The organism is Candidatus Nanopelagicales bacterium (assembly GCA_041393815.1).
GTDB lineage: Bacteria > Actinomycetota > Actinomycetes > S36-B12 > JAWKJK01 > JAWKJK01.
On sequence record JAWKJK010000003.1, the window covers coordinates 100,118 to 123,354 of the forward strand.

Here is a 23,237-nt window from a genome sequence, read left to right on the forward strand (position 1 = left end):
GGTGGGATCGGCCCGCGATCGGCGATGCCGGGTGCGGGACCGTCAGGAGTCGACGTCGTCCCAGTCCAGGTAGCGCTTGTCGCCGCGCTCGAGCCGGGCCAGGTCGACCTGGAAGTCGGCCCAGGCCTTCTCGTGGTCGATGCCCATCTTCTCCAGCAGCGGGCGGTAGTCGGCGGTGTGCCAGTGCAGCTGGCAGACCTTGTAGGGGTGCGCACCCATCGCGAGCGCCGCGAACTGGGCCTCGCTGAGGACGGCCACGCCGACGTTGCGGCCGTGTGCCTGCGCGGCGAACTGGCTCTTGTCCAGCGTCGTCACGCAGCCGGTGTCGTGGGTGAGCACGACGTCGGGGTCGGCCTCCTCCTTCATCCGCTCGATCTTGCGCAGCGTCGCGAACGACCGGGTGAAGTCGCGCTGCACCAGGATGTGGCGGAACCCGAAGCCGCAGCAGTCGAACCAGGTCGAGTAGTCGCGCACCTCGGCGCCGAGCTCCTGCGCCAGGCCGCTGACGATCGCGGTGCGCTGGCCGCCGTAGACGTCCTCGTCGTAGATCGCGTCGCCCTCCACCAGCTTGTAGTAGTGGCAGGCCGGGTGCACCGTCACGGCGATGTTGGACAGGTCGCGGACCTGCAGCGCCTTGATCTCGTGCCGCAGGGCGTGCAGCCACTCGGAGTAGTGGACGATCTCCTCCGGCAGCACCAGCGGCTTGCCCAGCTTGTCCATCACGCCGCGGACCTCGTCGCGCAACTCCTTGTGGTGGAGCAGCTCGTGCCGGACCTCCTTGTAGTGGCCGTAGGAGGTGCCGCAGTGGATCAGCGGGTAGTAGCCGGTCTCGTAGGCGGCGGCGAAGTTGCGCACCGCCACCGACGCCTGGGCGGCGGCGTTCGACGTGGCGCTGGCGTAGTAGTTCCACGCCGTGCACGACGTCTGGTCGCGCGGGTCGAGGTACTCGTAGCCCAGCTTCCGCATGATCCAGAAGATCGAGGTCGAGTAGCCCGGGATGTGCCCGCACTGGCCGCAGGACTTGTGGTGCCACAGGTGGCCCTTCTGGATCACCTTGGGGCGGCCGTACCTCGTCGGGACCTCGGCGACGTCGCCGTGCACCCGCTGCACCACGATCTCCCCGGCGTCGGCGAGCGCGAACAGCTCCTCGCGGAAGTCGGGGTAGCGGTCGGGGTCCCGCGAGAACGAGGCCTTCTTCTGCCGGAGCGCTTCCAGGGGAATGGTCATAGCTCGATGCCCTCGTCCTCGAGGCGCTCCTCCATGATCTCCTGCAGGATCGAGTGCAGGCCGGAGTCGACGTCGGAGATGACGTCCAGTGCGCCGGTGTGGAACCAGATCAGGTACAGCTCGACCAGGGTCGAGTCGGCGACGTCCCAGCCGGTGGACGTCGTGTGCAGGGTCTCCGACGGCAGCGCCCGGCGCCACAGGTCCAGGTTGAGGCTGACGTCGGCCGTCTCCGGGCCCCAGTCGGGGAACGCGTCGGGCTGCAGCATGTCCGGCGAGACCTGGGTCCCCGTCGACATGATCTTGTAGATGATGCGGGAGTAGCCCCCGAGGGCCTCCTTGGCCGACGCCAGCCCGTTGTTGACCGCGACCTCGCGCATGATCGTCACCAGCCCGCCGGGGTTGTTGCCGCGCGGGCAGCGCAGGCAGGAGAAGCACTGGGAGCAGTCCCAGATGTCCTCCTGCATCTGCTGGTAGACCAGCTCGACGTCCTCGCGGGCGAGGGCCTGGGCGATCCGCCGCGGGCTGTAGTCGTAGAACTTCGCCGACGGGCAGACCGCGACGCAGATGCCGCACTCGTAGCAGCCGTACAGGTAGTCGTCGAAGCGAAGGTCCGCCCGGACCTCGTCGAACAGGCGCTGCTTCTCCTCGAACGGGACGTCGGCGAAGCCGGCGACGTTCGGGGCCTTGTAGATCGCGGAGGTCTCGGTCTCGGTCACGTCGGCCCCGGCCTCAGAAGCTGATCACGGCGTCGGCGTTGATGGCCAGGTCGTTGAACGCGGCCCCGCCGATCATCTCGGTGCCCTCGATCAGGTCGTCCAGGGCGAGGTCGTTGAGGTCCAGCGACGGCTGGCAGACGAGCAGCCGCACGCCCAGGTTGGTGGCCTGCTCGATGAAGTACCGCAGCGGCTGGCCGCGGTCGCCCTTGGGACCGATCTTGTCGACGACGTCCTTCTGCAGCAGCGTCGGGCCGTACATCGTGAAGTAGATCATCACCTCGGAGTCCATCGCGGCGGCCGAGGCGGCGAGGAAGAACGGGGTGGCGCTGCGCCCGGGGTCGTTGACCCCGTGCGTCTGCACGTAGAGCACCTTCGCGTCGTAGTCACCGGTCCACACGGGGGGTCACCGGGCCCGGCGGATGAGGACGTGGAATACCTCGCCGTCGCGGGTGATCCCCAGCAGCTCGTTTCCGGTCCGCTTCGTCCAGGCGTTCATGTCCGGCTCCACCCCCGGGTCGGTGGCGAGCAGCTCGAGGACCTGACCGACCTCCATCTCCTTGATCTTCTGGGAGGTCTTGATCACCGGAAGCGGGCACTGCAGGCCCGAGCAGTCCAGGACCTGGTCGGCGGTCTGGCTCATGGGGGACCCTTCGTCGGGGAGCTGGGGTGACCGGCCGAAGCCGGGACGGACATATCAGTGGATGCGTATGTTCTGGTGTGGGTATGTGTTCTACATCACGAAGCCGCCGAGGGCTAGGAGTTCCGCCGAGTGACTGTGATGAATCTGCGCTGCGACGGCTGCGACCGGCTGCTCGGGGGGCCGCTCCCCGCCGACGCCGACCTCGTCCCCGGGGGCGTCCTGGGGGTGCGCTTCGCCTACCACCCCGGGGACGTGGCCCTGCAGGACTCGGCCGGCCTGGCCTGCCCGGACTGCTGGCTGCGGTGGACCGAGGGGCTGCAGCACCGCGAGGCCGGGCGGTGCTCGGCCTGCGGGGCGGTCTGCGGTCGCTGGGAGGCACTGCACCTGCGCCGCTCGGGCGCCGACGAGCACTGGCGGCTGTGCGCGCCCCACGCAGCCGAGTTCCTGAACCGGCTCGGCACGGTCGAGCCCAAGCTCGACCCGGCGACCTTCCGGATGCCCTTCGCCGACCGCGAGGGACCGTCGTCGTGAGCCTCCCGGGACCTTGGTCCCGCCGTCCGGCACGCGCCCGCGTATGCGCACACGCTGATGGGCCGAAGTGCTTCCGTCCGGTCCGCCCGCGTCCTACAGTCGCGGCCAGTCCACCGAGGAGTGTCTGACGTGCGCTACGGCTTCGCCATCGACCAGCGCACCTGCATCGGCTGCCACGCGTGCACGGTCGCGTGCAAGACCGAGCACGAGGTGCCGCTGGGCCAGTTCCGCACCTGGGTGAAGTACGTCGACAAGGGCAAGTACCCGTCGACCACACGCGAGATGGCGGTGCTGCGGTGCAACCACTGCACCGACGCCCCGTGCGTGAAGGCCTGTCCCACCACGGCACTGTTCACGCGCGACGACGGGATCGTGGACTTCGACAACGAGCGCTGCATCGGCTGCAAGATGTGCATGCAGGCGTGCCCGTACGACGCGATCTACATCGACGAGAACACGCACACCGCTGCGAAGTGCAACTTCTGCGCGCACCGGATCGACCAGGGCCTGGAGCCGGCGTGCGTCGTCGTCTGCCCGACCGAGTCGATCCATGTCGGGGACCTCGACAACCCGCTGAGCAGCATCAACCGGTTCCTGTCGATCGAGCCGGTGAGCGTCCGGGCGCCGGAGCAGAACACCGGCCCCAACGTCTACTACGTGGGCGCCGACCAGACGGTCCTCGACCCGCTGGCCGCGCCGGTGGACGGCACCTACCTGTGGGCCGACGCCGACCCGCTGCGGCTGGAGACGGCCGCGGAGCTACCCGGCGACCCGGTCTCCTCGGCCCGGACCACCCTCAACACGGCGCACCCGCGGCCGTGGGGCTGGAAGGTCTGGACCTACCTGTGGACCAAGTCCGTCGCGTCCGGCGTCCTCGCGCTGGCGGCACTCCTGGTGCTGATGTCGACCGACCGGTCCGGGCTGCTCACCATCGCGGCACCGCTGACGACCGAGGTGTTCCTGCTGGCCACCGCGGTGCTGCTGGTGTGGGACCTCAAGCGCCCCGAGCGCTTCTGGTTCCTGCTGACCAAGCCGCACCTGACCTCGTGGCTCGCGCTCGGCGGCATCTTCCTCGGCATCTTCGCGGCGGTCGGCGGGCTGTGGTTCCTGGCCGGGGTGTTCGGGCTGGAGTCCGCCATCCCCTGGCTCGCGTGGGTCGCCATCCCCGCGGGCGTGATGACGGCCGGCTACACGGCCTTCCTCCTCGGGCAGGCCGAGGGCCGCGACCTGTGGCAGTCCCCGGTCCTCTTCTGGCATCTGCAGGCCCAGGCCGTCATGACCGGTGCCGGCGCACTGCTGGTGCTCGCCGCGGCGATCCGGCCGGACGACGCCAGCGTGCGCTGGCTGGCATGGGCCCTGGTCGCCGGCGTCGTCGCGCACCTGCTGATCACGGCGGTCGAGTTCGGCGGCAAGCACCCCACCCGGCAGGCGTCGGTGGCGGCGCACATGATCACCCACGGCCGCTACGCCCGGACCTTCTGGTCCGGCTCGGTCCTGCTCACGGCGGTGGCCGCGGCGGTCGCGATCCCCACGGCGCTCGGCGCGTCTGTGTGGTTCGGGGTGGTCGCCGGGGTCGTGGTCCAGGTCGGTCTGCTCGCCCACGAGACCGTGTTCATCAAGGCCGGCCAGGACGTCCCGCTCTCCTAGCCCGTCCCGTCCGCCCGCTCGGCACCGAAGGAGCACACCGCCCATGACGCCTCGCGACACGAGGACCGGGACGGCCGGCACGCCCGCCGCGTCCCCCGTGGGGAGCGACCGGCCGGAGCGGCACGGCCTGCGCATCCGCGAGACCGTCTCGAACTTCCCTCCGGTGGACACCTGGGACGACGTCGTCCTGTACGACGCGAAGGCCCACCCGCGGAAGGTCGAGAAGCACTACATGCTGGTGCCGACGACGTGCTTCAACTGCGAGTCCGCCTGCGGCCTGCTGGCGTACGTGGACAAGGAGACGATGGAGGTCCGCAAGGTCGAGGGCAACCCGGCCCATCCGGGCTCGCGAGGCCGCAACTGCGCCAAGGGTCCGGCGACGATCAACCAGCTGTCCGACCCGGAGCGGATCCTGACCCCGCTGAAGCGGGTGGGGGAGCGCGGTAGCGCGCAGTTCGAGCCGGTGTCCTGGGACGAGGCGCTGGACGACATCGCCGCCCGGATCCGGCAGGCCATCGTCGACGACCGGCGCGACGAGGTGATCTACCACGTCGGCCGACCGGGGGAGGACGGGTTCGCCGAGCGGGTGCTGCTCGCCTGGGGGGTGGACGGGCACAACAGCCACACCAACATCTGCTCCGCCGGGGCGCGCCTGGGCTACACGCTGTGGGGCGGCTACGACCGGCCCTCACCGGACTACGCCAACGCCAAGGTCGTGCTGCTGATCTCCAGCCACCTCGAGGCGGGGCACTACTTCAACCCGCACGCCCAGCGGATCATGGAGGGCAAGATCCACGGCGACGCGACCCTGGTCGTGGTCGACCCGCGGCTGTCCAACACCGCGTCCCACGCCGACCAGTGGATCTCCCCGTGGCCCGGCAGCGAGGCCGCCCTGCTGCTCGCCGTGGCCTCGTACCTGCTGCGCACGGGGACGGTGGCCTGGGACTACGTACGCCGATGGGTGAACTGGCAGGACTACCTGCGCGCGCTGCACCCCGACGTCGACCCCACCGACTTCGCGGCGTTCCAGCAGCGGCTGACCGCCGACTACGACCGCTACACGTTCGAGTACGCGGCGGCGGAGTGCGACATCCCGGTCGCCGACGTCGATCGGCTGGCCCGCACCGTGGCGTCCGCCGACGGGCGGCTGGCCGCCCACGTGTGGCGCTCCGCCACCGCCGGCAACCTCGGCGGCTGGATGGTGTCGCGGGCGCTGTTCTTCCTCACCGTCCTGACCGGCAGCGTCGGCACCAAGGGCGGCACCAGCCCCAACGGCTGGAACAAGATCATCCCGCACGGCCCGGACATGCCCGGCGGCCACGACGTCTGGAACGAGCTGCTCTGGCCGCGCGAGTTCCCGCTGTCCACCAACGAGATGTCGATCCTGCTCCCGCACCTTCTCCAGGACGGTCGCGGCCACGTGGAGGTCTACTTCTCCCGGGTCTACAACCCGATCTGGACCAACCCCGACGGGTTCAGCTGGATCGAGGCCCTCACCGACGAGAGCAAGGTCGGCCTGCACGTCGCCCTGACGCCCACCTGGTCGGAGACGGCGACCTTCGCCGACTACGTGCTGCCGATGGGGCACAGCACCGAGCGGCACGACACCCAGTCCTACGAGCAGTACGCCGGCAAGTGGCTCGGCTTCCGACAGCCGGTGCTGCGGGTCGCGCAGGAGCGCCTGGGCAAGCAGGTCGACGACACCCGCGAGACCAATCCCGGCCAGGTGTGGGAGGAGAACGAGTTCTGGTTCGAGCTGTCCTGGCGCATCGACCCGGACGGGTCCCTGGGGATCCGGCGCTACTTCGAGGCGCCCGGCCGGCCCGGCGAGAAGGTGACGATCGACGACTACTACGGCTGGGTGTTCGAGAACAACGTCCCCGGGCTGCCGGAGAAGGCGGCCGCCGAGGGGATGACGCCGCTGGAGTACATGCGGCGCTACGGCGTCGTCGAGGTGGTCAGCGACCTGTATCGCCAGGACGAGCGCCCGCTGACGGCTGCGGAGCTGGACGGCGCCGCGCCCGACGACAAGGGGGTCCTGCGCAAGCCCACCACGATGGACTCCACCCCGCCGCTGGTCGGCGAGGCGGGTGCGGTGGGCGTGGTGCTCGACGACGGGTCGCAGGTGGCCGGCTGGCTGACCCCGTCCCGGCGGCTGGAGCTGTACTCCTCGGCGATGGCCGACTTCGGCTGGCCCGAGCACGCGACCCCCGGCTACATCGAGTCGCACGTCAGCGCCCGTCAGGTGGACCCGGCGAAGGGCGAGATGGTGCTGGTGCCGACGTTCCGGCTACCGACACTGATCCACACCCGCTCGGGCAACGCCAAGTACCTCAACGAGATCAGCAACAAGCACCCGATGTGGATGAACTCCGCGGATGCGGACCGGATGGGGCTGCGGACCGGGGACATGGTCCGGGTCAGCACCGAGATCGGGTACTTCGTGGCGCGGATCTGGTCCACCGAGGCGATCCGTCCCGGCGTCGTGGCGCTGTCCCACCACATGGGCCGCTGGCGGACGACGGAGAACGCCGGCAGCCGCTGGGTGATGGGCCTGGTGGACATCGGCAAGCTGCCCGACGGCCGGTGGCGGCTGCGCTACAAGGGCGGCGTCGGCCCGTTCGCCAGCGACGACCCGGACTCCTCCCGGATCTACTGGGACGACCCGGGCGTCCACCAGAACCTGGCCTTCGGCGTGCACCCCGACCCCTGGTCCGGCATGCACTGCTGGCACCAGAAGGTGACCGTGGAGCGGGCGCACGCGGAGGACCGCTACGGCGACGTCGTGGTCGACACCGCCCGCTCCCGCGAGGTCTACCGGGAGTGGATGGCGATGACCCGGCCCGGTCCGTCGGCCAGCGGGCTGCGGCGCCCGGAGTTCCTGATGCGCCCGGTCAAGCCGGTGCGGCGCGCCTTCTACGCGGACGGGGCGGCGGAGCAGGGCTGACCGGCGTACGGTTCCGCCGTCGGTGCACGTGGGACCTCGACCCCGGTGGTGTCCTCGAGGCGCTGTGCGAGACGCCGGCGCGCCAGCTCCCGGTGCTGCGCAACGCCTCCGCGCCGTCCGGCGGGACGAGGCTGCTTCAGTACTCGCTGCGCTTCCTGGACTACCGCGTCGGCCCGGTGGACGGGGGCTACGGGCCGGTGACCCGGCGCGCCGTGAAGGCGTACCAGCGCGACCACCGGCTCGTCGTCGACGGCATCACCGGCCTGCAGACTTGGCGCTCGCTGCAGCGGGTGGTCTGCTTCCCGTAGCCGACCCCGCCCCCGCGGTCAGGCGCTGCGGCGCTTGCGGGCCGGCTTGGCCGGCTTCTCGGCCACCTCGGCGTCGTCCACCTTCGCGGCGGTCGTCCGCGTACGCGCCGCAGGGGTGGGGGTGGCACCCTCGCCCTCCTTGGCGGCGCGGGCGGCGCGGGTCCGCTCCACCGACTCCTGCAGCGCGGCCATCAGGTCCACCACCACGGGGCCCTCGGGCTGGTCCACCACGACCGCGGTCTGCACGCCCTCGCCGCCGGCGAGCTTGCCCTCGATGACGGCGAGCAGCGCCTCGCGGTACTCGTCGTGGAACTGCGACGGGTCGAAGTCGGCCGCCAGGTTGTCGATGAGGGACTCGGCCATCTGCAGCTCCTGCGGCCGGATCTCCACGTCCTCCTCGAGCGCGCCGAAGTCGGGCTGGCGCACCTCGTCGGGCCACAGCATCGTCTGTAGCACCAGCACGTCGTCGCGCACCCGCAGCGCCGCGAGCTGCTGCTTGCTGCGCAGCACCACGCGCGCGATGGCGGTGCGTTCGGTGGTCTGCAGCGCCTCGCGGAGCAGGACGTACGGCTTGACCGAGCGGCCGTCGGGCTCGAGGTAGTAGGAGCGGTCGAACAGCAGCGGGTCGACCTGCTCGCGCGGCACGAACTCGACGATCTCGATGTCCTGGCGGCCCGGGACCGGCAGGTCGGCGAAGTCGGAGTCGTCCATGACCACGACCCGGCCGTCGTCCGCCTCGTACGCCTTGGCCAGGTCCTTGTAGTCCACCGTCTCCCCGCACACCGTGCAGACCCGCTTCATCCGGATCCGACCGCCGTCGGCGGCGTGCACCTGGTGGAAGCGGACGTCGTGGTCCTCGGTCGCCGAGTACAGCTTGACCGGCACGTTGACCAGGCCGAAGGACAGCGCGCCCTTCCACATCGCCCGCATGGGCTCCTCCTCGACGGCGGGGGGAAGACCGCAGGAGTACCCCTGCGACCGGGCCGTGATCACCCAGGATGGCCCCATGCGCCCCATGCTGGCTACCCCTGGAGCGTTACCCGTGGGGCCGGAGTGGTCGTACGAGGTCAAGTGGGACGGGGTCCGGGCGCTGTGCTCGGGGGCCTCCGGACGGCTGCGGATCACCGGCCGCAGCGGGTCCGACCTGACCGGTGCGTTCCCCGAGCTGGCCGCTCTGGGCACGGTGCTCGCCGGGCTGGGCGACCCGGTGCTGGACGGCGAGCTGGTCTGCATGGACGAGGCCGGGGTTCCCCGGTTCGCCGCGCTGGCGCCGCGGTTGCACGTGGCCCGCTCCGGGCGGGCCGCGGCCCTCGCCGCGTCCGTACCGGCCACGTTCGTGGCCTTCGACCTCCTGGCGCGCGCCGGCGCCGATCTGCTCGGCGAGCCGTACGACCGGCGCCGGGACCTGCTGGAGTCCCTGGGCCTGGCCGGTTCGCGCTGGCAGGTGCCGGGCCGCTTCGAGGACGGCGAGGCCCTGCTCGACGCGACCCGGGACGCGGGCGTGGAGGGCGTGATGGCCAAGCGTCGGGGCTCGCCGTACCGGCCCGGCGTGCGCAGCCCGGACTGGGTCAAGGTCCCGCACCGGCGCACCCGGTCGTTCGTCGTCGGCGGTTGGAAGGCGGAGACCGGCTCGCGGGACCGGCTCGGGTCCCTCCTGGTCGGAACGCCGGTGGGGGAGGACCTGCTGGCGTACGACGGAGCGGTGGGGTCCGGGCTCGGTGCGGCCGAGAGGTCGGCGCTGCTCCGGGTGCTCGCGGACCTCGAGCGGCCGGACTCCCCGTTCGAGGCGGAGTCCGGCGCCGTGGGGACCGGCGTGCCCGACGGGGTCGACGCCGCCGTGGTGCGCTGGAGCGAGCCGGTGCTCGTCGTCGACGTCGCGCACCTGGGCAGGAGCGGGCACGGGCGGCTGCGCCAGCCGGCGGTCGTGCGGCTGCGACCGGACCTGACGTACGACGACGTGCTCGACCAGGAGGTGTCCCCGTGACTCCCGGACCGACGACGGCCGGGCCGCCGGGCGACGGAGAGGCCACGACGGTCTCGGTCGGCGGCCGCACCCTGCGGGTCACCTTCCTGGACAAGGTGATGTACCCCGAGACCGGGACCACCAAGGCCGAGCTGCTGCAGTACGCGGTCGGGGTGGCCGACGCCGTGCTGCCGCTGGTCCGCGACCGCCCGGTCACCCGGATCCGCTGGCCGCACGGCGTAGCGCAGGAGTCGTTCTTCGAGAAGAACATCCCGGCGGGCGTGCCGGACTGGGTGGCCCGGGTCGCGCTACCGACCAGCGGCAGGCGCTCGGGGAAGGGTCCCGGGGAGATCACCTACCCGCTGGTGGACGAGGTGGCCACCCTGGCCTGGTTCGTGCAGACCGGGGCGCTGGAGTGGCACGCGCCGCAGTGGCGCGTGGACCGCGGGGCCGCCGCGGGCACGGACCCCGTGCTGCCACCCGACCGGCTCGTCCTCGACCTCGACCCGGGACCGCCCGCGGGGCTGCGGGAGTGCGCGGAGGTCGCGCTGGTCGCGCGCCGGATGCTGGTGGCCCACGGGATGGACCCGGTAGCGGTCACCAGCGGGCGCAAGGGGATGCAGCTCTACGCGCCCTTGCCGCCCGGCAACGAGCAGGGCCGTGACGTGCTGGCGCGGGCGGGGAGCACCTCGGACTACGCGCACGCGCTCGGCGAGGCCCTGGTGCGCGCGTTCCCAGCCCTGGTCATCACGCGGATGGCGCGGGAGGCCCGGCCGGGGAAGGTGTTCGTCGACTGGAGCCAGAACAACCCGGGGAAGACGACGATCTGCCCCTGGTCGCTGCGCGGCACCGAGCTCCCGACGGTCGCGACACCCGTGACCTGGGATGAGGTCGAGGCCGGGACGCTGGCGCATGCGACGTACGACGAGGCGCTGCGGCGGCTCGCACGCGGGATCGACCCCACCCGCGGGCTGCGGTGAACTCAGGGGACCTGCGAGGAGTGGTGGTTCGCGATCCGCCACGACCCGTTCCGCGCCACGAAGACGAACGTGAAGCGGGCGGGGACGCGGACCCGCTGCCCGTCGTCGGAGGTGTAGCTGAACGCGTACAGGCCGGTCGCGTAGGCCATCGCGCCCTCACGGGCGACGGTGATGCGCTGGGTGCTGACCCGCAGGTCCTCCTTGCAGGTGAGGCCGTCGAAGTAGCCGGTGATGGCCCTGCGACCCTGCACGTAGGACGTGAACGTCGCGAGCAGGATGGCGTCGGACGTGTAGCGGCGAGCGACCGCAGTCCCGTCGCACTCGGCGTCCTCGAGGACACGTACCCAGCCGTCGTAGGCGGCTCGTACGGACCCGGGGGACGCGTCACCGGCGTGGGCCGGAACCGGGAGCGACGTCACCAGGACGGCCGCGGACGCAGCCGAGACCACGAGGCGGGTACGGAGCGTGCGCATGGCGGGACGATAGTCACCGGGCCGTACCGGTGGCGCGGCTCGCGACGACGGGAGAGTGGCCGTGACCACGGTCGGAAGGGCCTCGCGCCTGGAGTGGCCGGCTGACGCCGACGCGCTGGTCGCGGAGCAGCGCCGGCTGGGTGGACTGACCGCGCCGCCGTGGTCCCCGCCCGACCGACCGCTGCTGGTCGGTGCGGCGTTCGTCGCGTTCCTGCGCGGGCAGCAGGGACCGGGGCAGCCAGGGGACCGGGCCTGGGTCGGCGCAGTGCTCACGGAGGGGACCCGGGTCGTGGCCGAGCGGGTGGTCGAGGGGGTGGCGGGGGCGACGTACGTCCCTGGGCTGCTCGCGCTGCGCGAGGGTCCGATGCTCGCCGCAGCGGTGGAGGCCCTGCCACGCCGGCCGGACATGCTGCTGGTGGATGGCACCGGCCGGGACCACGAACGCGGCGCGGGCCTGGCGCTGCAGCTGGGGGCGCTGCTCGACCTGCCCTCGGTCGGAGTGACGCACCGGCCTCTGCGGGCGACCGGGGACCCGCCGGGGCCGGCCCGCGGGGACTCCTCGGCGCTGTTGCTGGCGGGGGTCGAGGTGGCGCGCTGGATCCGCACCGTGCCCGGCGCCCGCCCGGTGGTCGCGCACGCCGGCTGGCGTACGGACGCCGCCGTGGCCACTGAGGTGGTGCTCCGGTGCGGGGGACCGGCCCGCACACCCGAGCCGTTGCGACAGGCCCGACGCGTGGCGCGCGAGCACCGGTCCGCGGAGCTCAGCCGGACGTAGTCTGGGCCGGGTCCGCAAGGGAGGTCGACCGGTGCTGCGCACGCTGCTGCTGCTCGCCGTCGTCGCCGTCGTCGTCGCCGGCCTGCTGGTCGTGGTCCGGGGAGCGAGGGGGGCGCTCGGGCGTGCCACCGGTCCCGACCCGCAGGTGCTCGAAGCGCCGCGCGCACTGCCGGGGTGGTACCCAGACCCGGAGGGGACGCCGAGGCTGCGCTGGTGGGACGGCCTGGAGTGGACCGACGACTACCGGGCCGGTCCGCCCTCCTGATCGGCCACCGCCGCCCGGTCGGCGAACGGAGCCGGCGCGGTGAAGAAGAACCAGGCGGTGTTGATGCCGAGGAACAGCAGCAGCGACAGCGTGACCGCCTCGGTCTCGATCGCGGACAGGGGGAGCAGCTCGGTCACGGTGGCGGGGAACAGGGCCACCAGGCAGACCACCGCGTACAGCGCCACCGCGAGCCACCTCGACGCGGAGAACCAGCCGGACCGGGACGGGCCCACGCTGGGCACCATGCTGATCCCGTACAGCAGCCCGAAAGCGCCGGCGGAGAAGAACGACACCCGCCACAGGAACGTCGAGTCGGTGGCGATCAGCGAGACCAGGCTCATGATCCCGGGCAGCGCGAAGGACAGCGAGACGAAGTAGGCGGTGCGGCGCCGGGCGCGGTCGGCCACCCACTCCTGGTGCCGGAACTCCACCACCACCCACCACAGGCCGAGCAGGGCGAACGCCAGCCCGGCGAACGTGGCGTAGAACGTCTCTTGCATGCCGGGGCCGCTATCCGCCGGCCGGGCTGCCCGTCCGCAGGACCGTGGGGGCGTCGCCGCGCCACGGGTCGCCGCGCAGGTTGCGGTCCCACTCGCGCAGCGGGTGCCGGGACGGGTCCAGCGGCCCGGCGTCCCAGGGCTCGAACGCGTTGGTGACGTTGGCCAGGCCGGTGTCGGCCAGGCTCGGGAAGTGCCGCAGCAGCACCGACTTCATGTCCGCGGCGTCCACCCAGGCCAGGCCCTCGCGGGTGTAGACCTCCTCGCGGTAGTCGTCGGTGTAGAAGCGGTCGCCGAGCAGCCGCCAGCTTGCGTTGAGGATGAAGATCTGGAACAGCGTCTCGCCGAACCCGAATCCGGTCGGCCGGTGCCCCTCGCACAGCGTCCCGACGAGCAGGTCCATGTCGTCGATGTTGTCGTTGCCGGCCTCGTCCTGGCCGTAGAGGTCGCGCAGGGTGGCGGCGACCTCGGCGTCCTCGGTCAGGTCGTCGAAGCTCGGCACCCGCTTCAGCCCCAGCTCCTTGCGCAGCTGGTTGTAGGGCGGGACCCCGCGCTCGCGGTCGCGGAACAGGTCGATCGCGCCGAGGTCGACGACGGGCTCCGCGTGCAGCGACATGTCCAGCAGAGCCCGAGGGAAGTTGTTGGCCACCAGGGCGTTGCAGTTCTGGATGCCCATCGACAGGGCGATGTTGTCCACACCGTGCTCCTGGATGAGCTGGTGGGAGGCGTGGTGCCGGGTCTCCAGCAGCGGGACGTCCGCCCGCGGCTGGGTCTCGCCGTGGTGGAAGATCCGCACCGAGTCGGGAAGCAGCGAGTGCAGCCGGTAGACGGCGGTGAACTCCTCGCTGAGGGCGTACTTGGCGAAGGTGCCCTGCGGGTTGCCGAGGATCCCGCCGAGCTCCCGGTTGCTGATCGGGATGTCCTCCAGTGCCTCCATCCGCTTGCCGCCGCGAGCGGCGGTGATCAGGCCGTACCAGTTGGCCTTCATCCCGTCGGTGAGCATCTCGTTCGGCAGGACGGCCGGCGTCCACTCGACGGTGTGGATCTTGGCCATGACCGCGGTGTTGATCAGCCGGGCGGTCTGGAACAGGGCCTCGTCGTCCCAGTCGGGATAGGCCTCCGCGAGGTGGTCGGCGATCGCGTTGTGCTCGCGGACGAACAGGGTGTGGATCGCGCCGAGGGCCAGCCACCAGTTCCGGCTGAACCCGGTCAGCTCGGTCCCCGTGGTCTCGTCGACGGGGAGGAGGTCGCCCTCGGTGACGCGCAGCCGACCGCCCTCGAAGGCGCGGATCGCCCGCTGGGTCTCGGGGTCGCTGCCGTAGATCTGGGAGCCGTCCCACCAGTGGGTGACCTCGTTGATGAACGAGGGCGGGTTGTCCGCCTCGCCGGGCTGGCGGGTCAGGTCGGCCGGCGTGGCGGGGACGTCCAGGTGGTCGATCCCGTAGGTGCGCAGCGGGTCGTCCTCGGCGAGCGGGACCCGGGCCCGCCGGTCGGTCTCCGGAGTCCCGTGGCTGACCCAGTCGTGGTTCTGGAACTGGATCCACACCGCGGCCCAGAGGTTGAGGAACGGGACCAGGGCGCGCTCACCCTGGGGCGCGAACACCCGGCGGCTGACCTCGCGGACGTTGACCGGGTCGGTGCCCGGGTCCTGGCGCGGGTGCACGGCGGCCAGGCCCTGGTCGTCCCCGACGTTGCGGAAGAAGCGGGTGTAGGCGGCGCCGACCATCGGGTCCGGCCGGCCGTCCGGGTCCAGCCGGGTGTCGTTCCAGCTGCCGTCGGCGGTCCGCCACCGCTCGATCGTCGGCGGTGCCTCCTCCGGCGGGTCGACGAACCCTGTCTTGGCGTCGGCGGGGTAGGTGCGCACCAGGTTGTTGGCGAACAGCGACTCCCGCATGTACGCCAGCTTCAGGACCTGCAGGACCTTCCCCAGGGCCTTCGGCAGCGACTGGCCGGTGGAGTACCAGTCGGTCCACACCTCGCCGGTGACCCCGCGGGAGCCCACGACGCGGGTCAGCGAGTGGAGGCCGAACGAGCCCGCGGCGCCGGCGGCCCGGCCGAACCCCACCTTGGCGCGGTTGGCGGCGGCACCGAGCGCGGATCGCCGATGGGTGGTGTCAGGGGGCGTGGACTGCGGCGTGCCCGGGTGGGGGGCGGACCGGAGGTACTGGTCGCGGTACAGCCGGTCGTAGACGTGCTCCTGCTGGTCGCTGGTGCCGATGCCGGTGGCCGCGTTGGCCCGGGCCCGATCCCGCTTGTGCTGCAGGGCTTCCCGCTCGCCGTCCGCCGTCGCGGCGTCGAGCGCCTGCTGGTAGGCGTCGGCCGCAGCGGGGTAGTCACCCGCGCGGAACAGCCGGTCCGCCCGCTCGGTCAGGCCCTCGTCGGGGCGAGCGGAGGCAGGGTTGGTCACGGTCATGTCGTCGCTCCCTCGTGCGATGGGGCGACGCTAGTCGCAGACACCCACCCGGTCGATACCCCCGTGGGATTCCGTCGGGCCGTGGCGGGTCCGCCCCGCGCCGGGCACCGCACCGGTTCGTACCGGTTGGCCCCGACCCGACTCTGATGCTCCTACGATCAGTCGTCTCGGTCGGGCCGATCCCGCGCCGGTGTTGAGGAGGGCTGCGTCGTGCCGTTGCCTCGCTCCATCCAGGGGGTCACCCGGAGCCTGTCGCCCGACCAGGTGCGTCGGACGACGCTGCTGTTCGCCGACCCGCCGCCGGCCGCGCTGCCGCCGGAGGAGCGGGTGACGCGCGCCCCCATCAGGCCGGTGGACGAGCCCCATCCGAGGTACCCGTGGGAGAACCTCGCGTTCGAGGGCGGGGGAGCCAAGGGTTACGCGTACATCGGCGCTGTGCAGGTGTTGGAGCGGGAGGGCATCTACCCCCAGCACGTCCGTCGGGTCGCGGGGACCAGCGTCGGCAGCATCCTGGCGATGTTCGCGGCGGTGGGGGCACCTAGCGACTACATGCTCGAGCGGGTGCCGACCGACCTGCCCGGTCTGGTCATGGACGGGTCCGGCGGCAAGGTCGGCTCGGTCCTGCGCACCGCCGTCACCCGGGGGATGCACCCCGGGCAGCGGACGTACGCCTTCCTGGGGGCCGTCCTGGAGGAGCACACCGGCAGCGCCGACGTGACGTTCGCGCAGCTGCTGGAGCGGTGCGGACGCGAGCTGTGCGTGCCGGTCACGAACGTGACCCGGATGATGACCGAGTACTGCCACCCGAAGACGACCCCGAACATGCCGGTGCGGGTGGCCGTCCGGATGTCCATGTCGCTGCCGGTGCTGCTGCAGCCCGTGTTCCTGCAGCACTTCGGGCTCGACGACACCGCCAGCGCCGAGGTGTACGTCGACGGCGGCCTGCTGTGCAACAACCCCACCCACGCCTTCGACGGGTGGTGGCTGTCGATGGACCGTGCCGACGCCTTCCTGCGTCGGCTGCAGCCGCTGGAGCTCGCGCACGAGAGCTACCCGCGGTCGGTGCGGTTCTCACCCGCGAACCCCAAGACCCTCGGCTTCACGCTGTTCTCCGCGGACGAGGCCGACATCACCCGGGCCTGGGTGCGCCCGGGCGGCGACCCGCCGCCGCGGCCGGACACGCCGGCCGTCCACGAGACCGAGGCGTCGGAGGGCAAGCGGGCGCGCACGTCGCGCATCCACCAGCCGCTGCAGCGGTTGCTCGGCGTCCTCGACGACTACGACGTCAACCAGGACGGCACGATCTCGCTGGACGAGCTGACCGCGGCGATCGAGCACGGCGGCATCTCGTCGGTGGAGCTGCTGGACATCTTCGGGACCACCTCGGTGCCGGAGATCTTCGCCGCCATCAACGAGGACGGCAGCGACGCCATCGACTTCGGCGAGCTGGTCAACTTCATCGAGTCCGTCGGCGTGGACGTGACCACCCAGCTGGTCGGCTTCCCGGAGCGGCCGCCGAAGACGCTGCTGGAGTTCGCCGGCAACCTGCTCGACGCGATGAGCCGGGACCTCACCCGGGCGAACCACACCCCCGACGACCGCGCGCGCACGATCCCGATCGCCACCGACTACGTGGGCACGCAGACGTTCAACCTCGAGCCCCGGGACATGGAGTTCCTGCTGGAGTCCGCTCGCCGGGCGACCAAGGCGTTCCTGCTGGAGTACGACTCCCTGCACCCGTAGTCGGGTGGCGGTGGTGTCAGCCCACTGCCACCAGGACGGTCCAGAGTGCACAGGCCGCCATCAACGCCGACGCGGTGGCGGCCAGCAGGACGCGCATCCGAGCCCGGACCTGGGCCAGGCCCAGCAGGAAGAACGCCACCGCGAGGATGCTGAGGATCGCCACGTACGTCGACGACCGTGAGTCCCATTCCGAGTACTCGTCCGCGGCCGCGTTCTGCTGGACGACGAGCGCGTTGGGGCCGTCGTTCAGGTCGGACAGCCAGGCCTCCAGGTCGGGCAGGGGCACCTCCGCGTCGGCTGGCGGGGCGTACCGGGGATCGGTGAAGACCTCGGACAGCTCGGAGGCGCGGGTGGCCCGCGCCGCGGAGACCTGCTCCTGGGCCTGGAGCTCCCGGGCTGCGGCGGTGTCCCCCTCCTGGGTCACCTCGAGGGCGGAGTAGCCCTGGACCAGGGACTCCTGCTGGTGCCGCAGGACGTCCGCCACGACGCTCGACTCGTACCCCGCGGCCTCGCCGTTGGCCAGCAGCAGCGCGGTGCCCTGGATGGCGAGCGCCTGGGAGGTGCGGTTCGCCTCGTCGGCACGGGTGCTGGCATCGACCTCCAGGCCCGCGACCACCGCGGCCAGGATCGTGTTGACCAGCGTCAGCACGATCACCGTGCGCCGGACCCAGTCCCGCTCGCCGAGCGGTGCGCGCGGAGGTGTTGCGGGCGGCGGGGCCGGGTAGTCCGGCCCGGTGCTCACAGCGAGCCCCGTTCGCTGATCGTGATGAGCTCGATGGCCACGAAGCCGCCGATGGCAGCGGCCCACAGTGTCACGCCGACGGCCAGGTTCATCCAGCGCCAGCGGCCCCGGGTGATCTCGGCCAGACCGAGCCAGAACAGCGCCATCGCCAGGACGATCGCCAGGACCGTGAGCCAGCCCTTCTCCGAGGCGTAGTCGTCGGCGAGGGCGAACTGGGCCTCCGGGTCGTAGGACTGGTAGTCCGCGTTCGCGGCCTCCTCCGCGGCGATGGCGGCCGGGACGTCGAAGGTGCCTCGGTCGGTGAGGAAGTCGCCGGAGGGGAACGGCCCGCCGAAGCCCGCGAGGTTGGGAATCAGGTAGGTCCGCAGGTTGCGGGCTTCGGCGACCAGCGACGACCGTCCGGTCCCCTCCATCGCGTCCGCCGCTGCGGTCTCGATCTCGGCGCTGGCCGCGTACCGGGCCTGTTCGTAGGCCTCGGACACGATCACGTTGTGGGTGGTCTGGCGCTGCACGGTCTGCAGCAGCCCGGACCGGGTGGCTTCCGCGGCGTAGGAGTCCACGACGCTGGACCGCCACGCGGTCAGGGCCGTGGTGACGGCGACCAGGGCCAGCAGGACCGCGATGACGATGTCGGCGCGCGAGTCCGACTCCGGTGCCGCGGGCGCCGCTGCTGGCTCGTGGGCTGCGTCCGACACCGTGCCCCTTTCCCCGCGTACGTCGGCAGGTCAGCCGGAGAGTAGCGGTGCCCCTGACCCTCGTACGGGGATTCCCGACGACATGGATCCGGGCGACGCGGATCCACGTCGCCGGGCAACACGGAGGCAACGGTGCTTGGCTTCCTGCAGGGTCCCGCAGGAGCGGGTTCCGGCCGGCCCTCGTCCTGAGGTCCGGCACCGGGCGGGAAGGAGTCGGCCATGGGTCATCGGTCACGGGTCGGGCGGGTCGCGACGGCCGCCGTCCTGCTGCTCTCGGGCCCCGTCGTCGCGGGGCTGGTCGCGCTGCCTGCGCAGGCGGCGGACCTCTGCCCCGGGACCGCGCCCGCGCCAACGCTGGCCTCGGTGACGCCGAGCACGGTGGTCCAGTGGCAGAACCTCACGATCGCCGGGACGTCGCCGCAGGTGTGCGGCAAGGTCGGCGTGCAGCGGCTGCTACCCGGCGGTGTCTGGACCACCATGGCGGGGGTCCAGCCGGTGCAGCCGTCTGCGTCGAACACGTACTCGCTGTGGATGAACCTGGGATTCGTCGGTCCGCAACAGATCCGGGTGTTCTACAAGGACGGCCCGCTGCTGGTCTTCAGCAACGCGAAATCGGTCGTCGTGAAAAAGTCCCCGACCCCCGCGCCCCAGCCTCCGTCGGTGACGTGCGCCGACGACTCCCCGCCACCGCAGTTCACCTCGATCCCGCGCTCGGTGACGTCCGGAGCGACGTTCTCGATCCGCGGCTACTCGCCACGGGCCTGCGGGCCGGTGACTCTGCTGAAGTACGAGAACCGGCAGTGGAGCGCGGTGGGCGTCGACACCCCGGGACCGCTGAACATCGTCGGCTACCGCGTGACCCAGAACGTTCCCGCGGGCCGGTCCCTCTGGAAGGTGACGTACGCCCTGCGCTACCTCGATGAGGGCGACACGGTCTACAGCACCCAGTTCACCGTGGTGGCGACGCGCTGATCCGCGGAGGCCCCGGCACACGGAACTGCCCCTGCACCCGACGGCGTGGCCGCGGGCGCAGGGGCAGTCTCGGCTGGCTCAGTTGCTGCGGAAGAACTCGTTCGAGGAGCGGTTGTAGAGCAGCACCAGGATGAGCACGGCGATCGCCGCACCGAACATGGCCTGCCAGCGTGCGGTGCCGGCGAACACGATCGCGACCCAGACGTTCGCGATCAGGTTGAGCACGGTGACAAGGGCGACGAGGAAGCGCGCCAGGGAACTGCCTCGGCCCAGACCGCCTGCGACCGCGAGGTAGATGACGCCGATGACGATGGAGACCACCGCGTAGATGACCACCTGGCCGCTGGAGATGCCGGCGTCGACGTAGGCCTGGTCGTTGCGGGTGAACAGGACCAGGATGCCGCCGATGACGGCGAGGATCCCCATCAGGAAGATCAGCACCATCAGCAGGGTGACGCCGAACGGTCGCTTGGTGGCCATGCCGGGCTCCTCTCGCGCCCCGAGGTGGGGCTGCGCGGAACCTAGCAGCGGCGACGTGTCGGCGAAGGCTGGCGTGCCGGTGCGGGTCAGCCGCTCGGCATCATGTTGATGGCCCGGCTCAGCGTCACCACGATCGTGACCATGGACACCGACGCCTGCAGCATGAACAGCAGCTTGGTCCGCTGGCGCAGCGGCATCGTGTCGGTCGGGCTGAACGCCACGATGTTGGTGAACGCGGTGAACAGGTAGTCGATCGGTTGGGGGCGCCACGAGGTGGTGGCGGAGGACTGCTGCGGGAACAGGAAGTCGGGGTCCTGGCCCCGACCTGCTGCGCGGGCCTGAGGGCCGCCGGAGTCGATGCGCCAGTAGATGCAGGCGAAGCTGAGCACGTTGATCACCAGTACCTGCAGCCCCGCCGCCAGCAGCTGTCCGCCGGTCTCGCGGGTCGGCTCGAACAGGGTGCGCAGCAGCAGAACGGCGTTGGCGACCGTCGCCAGCACCAAGACGATCCCGACCGCCACGGCCGCGGCGTGAACCTGGGCCTCCGACCGGTCGCGCAGGGTGGGGATGACCAGGCTCACGACCGCGAGGCCTTCCAGCAGCGGAACCAGCCACAGCGGGCCGAGCGACACCGAGTCCGGGAGGGTCAGCTGGACGGCGATGATGGCGGCGACGAAGACCCCGACCAGTCGCTGGCCCGGGGGGAGGACGACTCCGCGCATCGACCTGGACGGTAGAGGGCGGAGGCCGCCGGATCGCGGTGCCACGCCGGGTCCGATGGACCGCCGGCTCGCGCCTCACTACGGTGACGCTCCATGAAGGTGCGCATCACCATCGAGTCCGGCAAGCACCTGCCGGGCAAGCCCAAGCCCGATCACGGCATGTACGTCGCGTGGGCCGAGCTCAATGGCGTCCCCATCACGGGAGAGTTGGCGGCCCACAGCAACCGGGAGGTCGCCGAGCACGACGCCTCAGAGGAGTTCGCCCGGCGGATGCGGCACCTGCTGCGTCCCGAGGAGCGCGCGGTCGAGCCGGGGGGCTCGGACTCGGACTCCTCGTCGCAGTCCGACGAGTAGGGCGGAGGCGCGGCGCAGTCAGCGATCCGCCGGGCATCGCGGGCTGGCCGCACCTGGGCCGGAGTTGCTGGTGAGGGTCGCGAGTGGCCCGGTTCATGTCGCCGCGCAGGACATGGTCGCGGCATGTTCCTGACGACTGGACGTGGCGTATTTCGCCTGCGGCGTAACGGATTTCGTGTGCACGGGGTCTTGCGCGGTGTCGGACCCGTGCGCTAGACTCGTACACATGTTCGATCCCGTGGTTCCCGCTCCGCGGACCTCCCGCGCGTGGGACGCCGCCCTGCTCGCGCAGGCGGTGACGGTGGGCCCGGGGCCGGTGGCGATCGGTCTGCTGGAGCAGGTCGACCCCGAGGCGCTGTGCGGGCATGACCGGGTGGCGTTCCTGACCGCGTGGCAGGCGCAGGCGGCGTGGGTGACCGCGCGGTCGTTCGCCGCGATCCTCCCGGTGGTCGGGCCGGAGCCGGCACGGGATCCCGACCCGGACGAGGCGGGCCTGGTGGACGTCGGTCCGTTCGAGTGTGTGGAGGAGGCCCGGCACGCCGAGGTCGCCGCCGCCTGCCGGCTGTCCACCGTCGCGGCGTCGGACCGGATCGCCACCGCCCGCTTCCTGGCCGGTCCCGGTGCCCCGGTCGCCGGGATGCTGGAGACGGGGGCGTGGGGGTACGGGCAGCTGCGCGCGGTGGTGTCCGAGACCGCCGAGCTGTCCCCGGACCTGATCGAGAAGGTCGTGCAGACCGTCGTCACCGACACCCTCCCCGACGTCGACGGGCAGCCGTCGCGGCACGCGGAGGAGACCCCGGGCCGGCTGCGGCACCGCATCCGCCGCACCATCCTGCGCATCGACGCCGCCGCCGCCGCGGAACGGGCGAAGAAGAGGCGTCGGGAACGCTCGCTGCGGATCAGCCCGCTGCCGGACTTCCGCGCCAGGATCACCCTGGAAGCCTCCCAGCCGATGGCGTCGTGGGCGTGGCGCCAGTTCGACACCTGGGCCCGCAACCGGCAAGCCACCCTGAAGGACCCGACCGCGGACCTGACGACCCTGCTCGGACCCTGCATCTGCCCCCGCGACACCGGTACCCGCACGGGCGGGACCGGGTCTGCCGGCTCAGTCGGATCGGCCGGGCTGGTCGGCACCCTCGCCGCCCTGCGCGGCCACCGCCAGCCCGCCGGGTCGAACACCGGGGCCGGGGCCACCGACAACCCTCAGCCCGACCGGACGCTGGACCGAACGCACCAGCTCGGCTGCCCGCACCACCCCGACACCACCCTGGAAGCCCTGCGCGCCGACGCCGTCATCGAAGCCGCCCGCCTGCTCGCACGACACCTGGGCGCCGACGCCGAGGAGACCGCCGACGCAGGACCCAGCAGCGAGGAAGGCACGGACACCGGCCCGGTCCCGGCTGCGGGTCCGGGTGCCGGAACTGGCGCGGGTGCGGGGCGGGGACGGTCGTGGTCGTCCGCGGTCGTCATCGTCGACGCCCCCACCCTGCTCGGCCTGGCGGACAACCCCGGCTGGGTCCCCGGCCACGGCTGGATCCCCGCACCCCTGGCCCGTGAACTCGCCGCCACCGCGGACACCTGGCGGGCGTTCCTCACCGACCACGGCCGCCTGCTCGCCACCGGCGCCACCCGCTACCGGCCGTCCGACCGGCTACGTGAGCTGGTCACGGCGCGGGACACCACCTGCACCTTCCCCGGCTGCACCATCCCCTCGGTCCACACCGACCTCGACCACGCGGCCACCTTCGACGGCGCCAACACCACGGCGGGCAACCTGCATCCGGCCTGCCGGCGACATCACCGGATCAAGACCCACACCGGCTGGGACGCAACCCCCGACCCGGGCAGCGGGCAGATCAGATGGACCAGCCCCACCGGACACACCTACCCCACCCCGCCGGACCCCATCTGGGACACAGGACCCCCGCCGACGTCCATCATTCCGGTCGAACCCGACACCGAGCGCGATGCGAGGCCCGAGAGCCACGCGGACGTCGACGTGAAGGCACGTCCGCACGTGGGCGATGAGATCGACCTGTCCGGTCCCGCCCATGCCGTCCCGGTCCCCGGTATCAGCCCGGTCGAACGCTGGACGGCTTCGCTACTGGTGGCCTGACCGGCCGCACCGCTGACGCGGGGCCGTCGGA

General features: G+C 71.9%; 24 protein-coding genes. 12 read left to right on the top strand and 12 right to left on the bottom strand.

Going from position 1 to position 23,237, the window contains the following annotated elements:
• Positions 1 to 42: 42 nt before the first annotated feature.
• From R2737_10085 to R2737_10100, 4 genes are read right to left on the bottom strand one after another with little or no spacing between them, the layout of a single operon-like run.
• Complete coding sequence (locus tag R2737_10085; protein ID MEZ5116604.1) at positions 43 to 1,227, bottom strand: heterodisulfide reductase-related iron-sulfur binding cluster; 1,185 nt, start codon at positions 1,225 to 1,227, stop codon at positions 43 to 45.
• The gene (locus R2737_10090) at positions 1,224 to 1,943 is read right to left on the bottom strand and encodes a 4Fe-4S dicluster domain-containing protein (protein ID MEZ5116605.1); all 720 of its coding nucleotides are present in this window, start codon (positions 1,941 to 1,943) and stop codon (positions 1,224 to 1,226) included. Before R2737_10090 ends, R2737_10085 begins: the two co-directional genes overlap by 4 nt.
• A gap of 13 nt (positions 1,944 to 1,956) precedes the next feature.
• Entirely contained in the window at positions 1,957 to 2,340 is a 384-nt protein-coding gene (locus R2737_10095; GenBank protein ID MEZ5116606.1) for a DsrE/DsrF/DrsH-like family protein, read from the bottom strand.
• A 6-nt stretch (positions 2,341 to 2,346) separates the two neighbouring features.
• Entirely contained in the window at positions 2,347 to 2,583 is a 237-nt protein-coding gene (locus R2737_10100; GenBank protein ID MEZ5116607.1) for a sulfurtransferase TusA family protein, read from the bottom strand.
• A 129-nt stretch (positions 2,584 to 2,712) separates the two neighbouring features.
• Here R2737_10100 and R2737_10105 point away from each other — a divergent pair, with 129 nt between their 5' ends.
• The 4 genes from R2737_10105 (at position 2,713) to R2737_10120 (ending at position 8,016) form a co-directional block, all read left to right on the top strand.
• On the top strand, positions 2,713 to 3,114 hold the full coding sequence (locus tag R2737_10105; GenBank protein MEZ5116608.1) for a hypothetical protein: 402 nt from the start codon (positions 2,713 to 2,715) through the stop codon (positions 3,112 to 3,114).
• Between the two features lie 129 nt (positions 3,115 to 3,243).
• A complete protein-coding gene (locus R2737_10110) occupies positions 3,244 to 4,761 on the top strand; it encodes a 4Fe-4S dicluster domain-containing protein (protein ID MEZ5116609.1) in 1,518 nt (505 codons plus the stop codon).
• A 43-nt stretch (positions 4,762 to 4,804) separates the two neighbouring features.
• Positions 4,805 to 7,708, top strand: a complete 2,904-nt coding sequence (locus R2737_10115; GenBank protein MEZ5116610.1) for a molybdopterin-dependent oxidoreductase — start codon at positions 4,805 to 4,807, stop codon at positions 7,706 to 7,708.
• Positions 7,709 to 7,800: 92 nt separating this feature from the next.
• A complete protein-coding gene (locus R2737_10120) occupies positions 7,801 to 8,016 on the top strand; it encodes a peptidoglycan-binding domain-containing protein (protein ID MEZ5116611.1) in 216 nt (71 codons plus the stop codon).
• An 18-nt stretch (positions 8,017 to 8,034) separates the two neighbouring features.
• On the opposite strand, the gene R2737_10125 is transcribed toward R2737_10120, so the two are convergent.
• Complete coding sequence (locus tag R2737_10125) at positions 8,035 to 8,946, bottom strand: Ku protein (GenBank protein ID MEZ5116612.1); 912 nt, start codon at positions 8,944 to 8,946, stop codon at positions 8,035 to 8,037.
• A 76-nt stretch (positions 8,947 to 9,022) separates the two neighbouring features.
• Between R2737_10125 and R2737_10130 the strand changes: the two genes are divergently transcribed.
• Together R2737_10130 and ligD are read left to right on the top strand one after the other, a co-directional pair.
• Positions 9,023 to 10,000 (top strand): hypothetical protein, encoded by a 978-nt coding sequence (locus R2737_10130; GenBank protein MEZ5116613.1) that lies wholly within the window; start codon positions 9,023 to 9,025, stop codon positions 9,998 to 10,000.
• Positions 9,997 to 10,959 (top strand): non-homologous end-joining DNA ligase, encoded by a 963-nt coding sequence (ligD, locus tag R2737_10135; GenBank protein MEZ5116614.1) that lies wholly within the window; start codon positions 9,997 to 9,999, stop codon positions 10,957 to 10,959. Before R2737_10130 ends, ligD begins: the two co-directional genes overlap by 4 nt.
• 2 nt (positions 10,960 to 10,961) lie before the next feature.
• Here ligD and R2737_10140 read toward each other — a convergent pair whose 3' ends face one another.
• Positions 10,962 to 11,432: an SgcJ/EcaC family oxidoreductase gene (locus tag R2737_10140; GenBank protein MEZ5116615.1), complete on the bottom strand. Its 471-nt coding sequence runs from the start codon at positions 11,430 to 11,432 to the stop codon at positions 10,962 to 10,964.
• A 61-nt stretch (positions 11,433 to 11,493) separates the two neighbouring features.
• Here R2737_10140 and R2737_10145 point away from each other — a divergent pair, with 61 nt between their 5' ends.
• Complete coding sequence (locus R2737_10145) at positions 11,494 to 12,207, top strand: endonuclease V (GenBank protein ID MEZ5116616.1); 714 nt, start codon at positions 11,494 to 11,496, stop codon at positions 12,205 to 12,207.
• A gap of 31 nt (positions 12,208 to 12,238) precedes the next feature.
• Positions 12,239 to 12,472, top strand: coding sequence for a DUF2510 domain-containing protein (locus tag R2737_10150; GenBank protein MEZ5116617.1), 234 nt, complete (start codon positions 12,239 to 12,241; stop codon positions 12,470 to 12,472).
• Here the strand turns inward: R2737_10150 and R2737_10155 are convergent.
• Together R2737_10155 and R2737_10160 are read right to left on the bottom strand one after the other, a co-directional pair.
• Positions 12,448 to 12,972 (bottom strand): hypothetical protein, encoded by a 525-nt coding sequence (locus tag R2737_10155; GenBank protein ID MEZ5116618.1) that lies wholly within the window; start codon positions 12,970 to 12,972, stop codon positions 12,448 to 12,450. The two genes, R2737_10150 and R2737_10155, sit on opposite strands and share 25 nt — an antisense overlap.
• A gap of 10 nt (positions 12,973 to 12,982) precedes the next feature.
• Positions 12,983 to 15,382, bottom strand: coding sequence for a peroxidase family protein (locus R2737_10160; protein MEZ5116619.1), 2,400 nt, complete (start codon positions 15,380 to 15,382; stop codon positions 12,983 to 12,985).
• Between the two features lie 210 nt (positions 15,383 to 15,592).
• Between R2737_10160 and R2737_10165 the strand changes: the two genes are divergently transcribed.
• Positions 15,593 to 17,125, top strand: a complete 1,533-nt coding sequence (locus R2737_10165; protein MEZ5116620.1) for a patatin-like phospholipase family protein — start codon at positions 15,593 to 15,595, stop codon at positions 17,123 to 17,125.
• Between the two features lie 16 nt (positions 17,126 to 17,141).
• Here the strand turns inward: R2737_10165 and R2737_10170 are convergent, their stop codons facing one another.
• On the bottom strand, positions 17,142 to 17,867 hold the full coding sequence (locus tag R2737_10170) for a hypothetical protein (protein MEZ5116621.1): 726 nt from the start codon (positions 17,865 to 17,867) through the stop codon (positions 17,142 to 17,144).
• Positions 17,864 to 18,562 (bottom strand): hypothetical protein, encoded by a 699-nt coding sequence (locus tag R2737_10175; protein ID MEZ5116622.1) that lies wholly within the window; start codon positions 18,560 to 18,562, stop codon positions 17,864 to 17,866. The genes R2737_10170 and R2737_10175 overlap by 4 nt, the downstream gene beginning before the upstream one ends.
• A gap of 219 nt (positions 18,563 to 18,781) precedes the next feature.
• Here R2737_10175 and R2737_10180 point away from each other — a divergent pair, with 219 nt between their 5' ends.
• Positions 18,782 to 19,534, top strand: coding sequence for a hypothetical protein (locus tag R2737_10180; GenBank protein MEZ5116623.1), 753 nt, complete (start codon positions 18,782 to 18,784; stop codon positions 19,532 to 19,534).
• Between the two features lie 78 nt (positions 19,535 to 19,612).
• Here R2737_10180 and R2737_10185 read toward each other — a convergent pair whose 3' ends face one another.
• Complete coding sequence (locus R2737_10185; protein ID MEZ5116624.1) at positions 19,613 to 20,014, bottom strand: hypothetical protein; 402 nt, start codon at positions 20,012 to 20,014, stop codon at positions 19,613 to 19,615.
• 86 nt (positions 20,015 to 20,100) lie between these two features.
• Positions 20,101 to 20,736 carry a hypothetical protein gene (locus R2737_10190; GenBank protein ID MEZ5116625.1) on the bottom strand — a complete coding sequence of 212 codons (636 nt, stop codon included), beginning with the start codon at positions 20,734 to 20,736 and terminating at the stop codon, positions 20,101 to 20,103.
• Between the two features lie 93 nt (positions 20,737 to 20,829).
• Here R2737_10190 and R2737_10195 point away from each other — a divergent pair, with 93 nt between their 5' ends.
• Together R2737_10195 and R2737_10200 are read left to right on the top strand one after the other, a co-directional pair.
• On the top strand, positions 20,830 to 21,090 hold the full coding sequence (locus tag R2737_10195; GenBank protein ID MEZ5116626.1) for a hypothetical protein: 261 nt from the start codon (positions 20,830 to 20,832) through the stop codon (positions 21,088 to 21,090).
• Between the two features lie 226 nt (positions 21,091 to 21,316).
• Entirely contained in the window at positions 21,317 to 23,206 is a 1,890-nt protein-coding gene (locus R2737_10200; protein ID MEZ5116627.1) for a DUF222 domain-containing protein, read from the top strand.
• Positions 23,207 to 23,237: the final 31 nt, after the last annotated feature.

Coding starts and splice junctions, on each gene's coding strand:
- R2737_10085 (MEZ5116604.1), bottom strand. CDS start 1,227: ATGACCATTCCCCTGGAAGCGCTCCGGCAGAAGAAGGCCTCGTTCTCG.
- R2737_10100 (MEZ5116607.1), bottom strand. CDS start 2,583: ATGAGCCAGACCGCCGACCAGGTCCTGGACTGCTCGGGCCTGCAGTGC.
- R2737_10115 (MEZ5116610.1), top strand. CDS start 4,805: ATGACGCCTCGCGACACGAGGACCGGGACGGCCGGCACGCCCGCCGCG.
- R2737_10125 (MEZ5116612.1), bottom strand. CDS start 8,946: ATGCGGGCGATGTGGAAGGGCGCGCTGTCCTTCGGCCTGGTCAACGTG.
- R2737_10130 (MEZ5116613.1), top strand. CDS start 9,023: ATGCGCCCCATGCTGGCTACCCCTGGAGCGTTACCCGTGGGGCCGGAG.
- R2737_10140 (MEZ5116615.1), bottom strand. CDS start 11,432: ATGCGCACGCTCCGTACCCGCCTCGTGGTCTCGGCTGCGTCCGCGGCC.
- R2737_10155 (MEZ5116618.1), bottom strand. CDS start 12,972: ATGCAAGAGACGTTCTACGCCACGTTCGCCGGGCTGGCGTTCGCCCTG.
- R2737_10160 (MEZ5116619.1), bottom strand. CDS start 15,382: ATGACCGTGACCAACCCTGCCTCCGCTCGCCCCGACGAGGGCCTGACC.
- R2737_10180 (MEZ5116623.1), top strand. CDS start 18,782: ATGGGTCATCGGTCACGGGTCGGGCGGGTCGCGACGGCCGCCGTCCTG.
- R2737_10185 (MEZ5116624.1), bottom strand. CDS start 20,014: ATGGCCACCAAGCGACCGTTCGGCGTCACCCTGCTGATGGTGCTGATC.
- R2737_10190 (MEZ5116625.1), bottom strand. CDS start 20,736: ATGCGCGGAGTCGTCCTCCCCCCGGGCCAGCGACTGGTCGGGGTCTTC.
- R2737_10195 (MEZ5116626.1), top strand. CDS start 20,830: ATGAAGGTGCGCATCACCATCGAGTCCGGCAAGCACCTGCCGGGCAAG.
- R2737_10200 (MEZ5116627.1), top strand. CDS start 21,317: ATGTTCGATCCCGTGGTTCCCGCTCCGCGGACCTCCCGCGCGTGGGAC.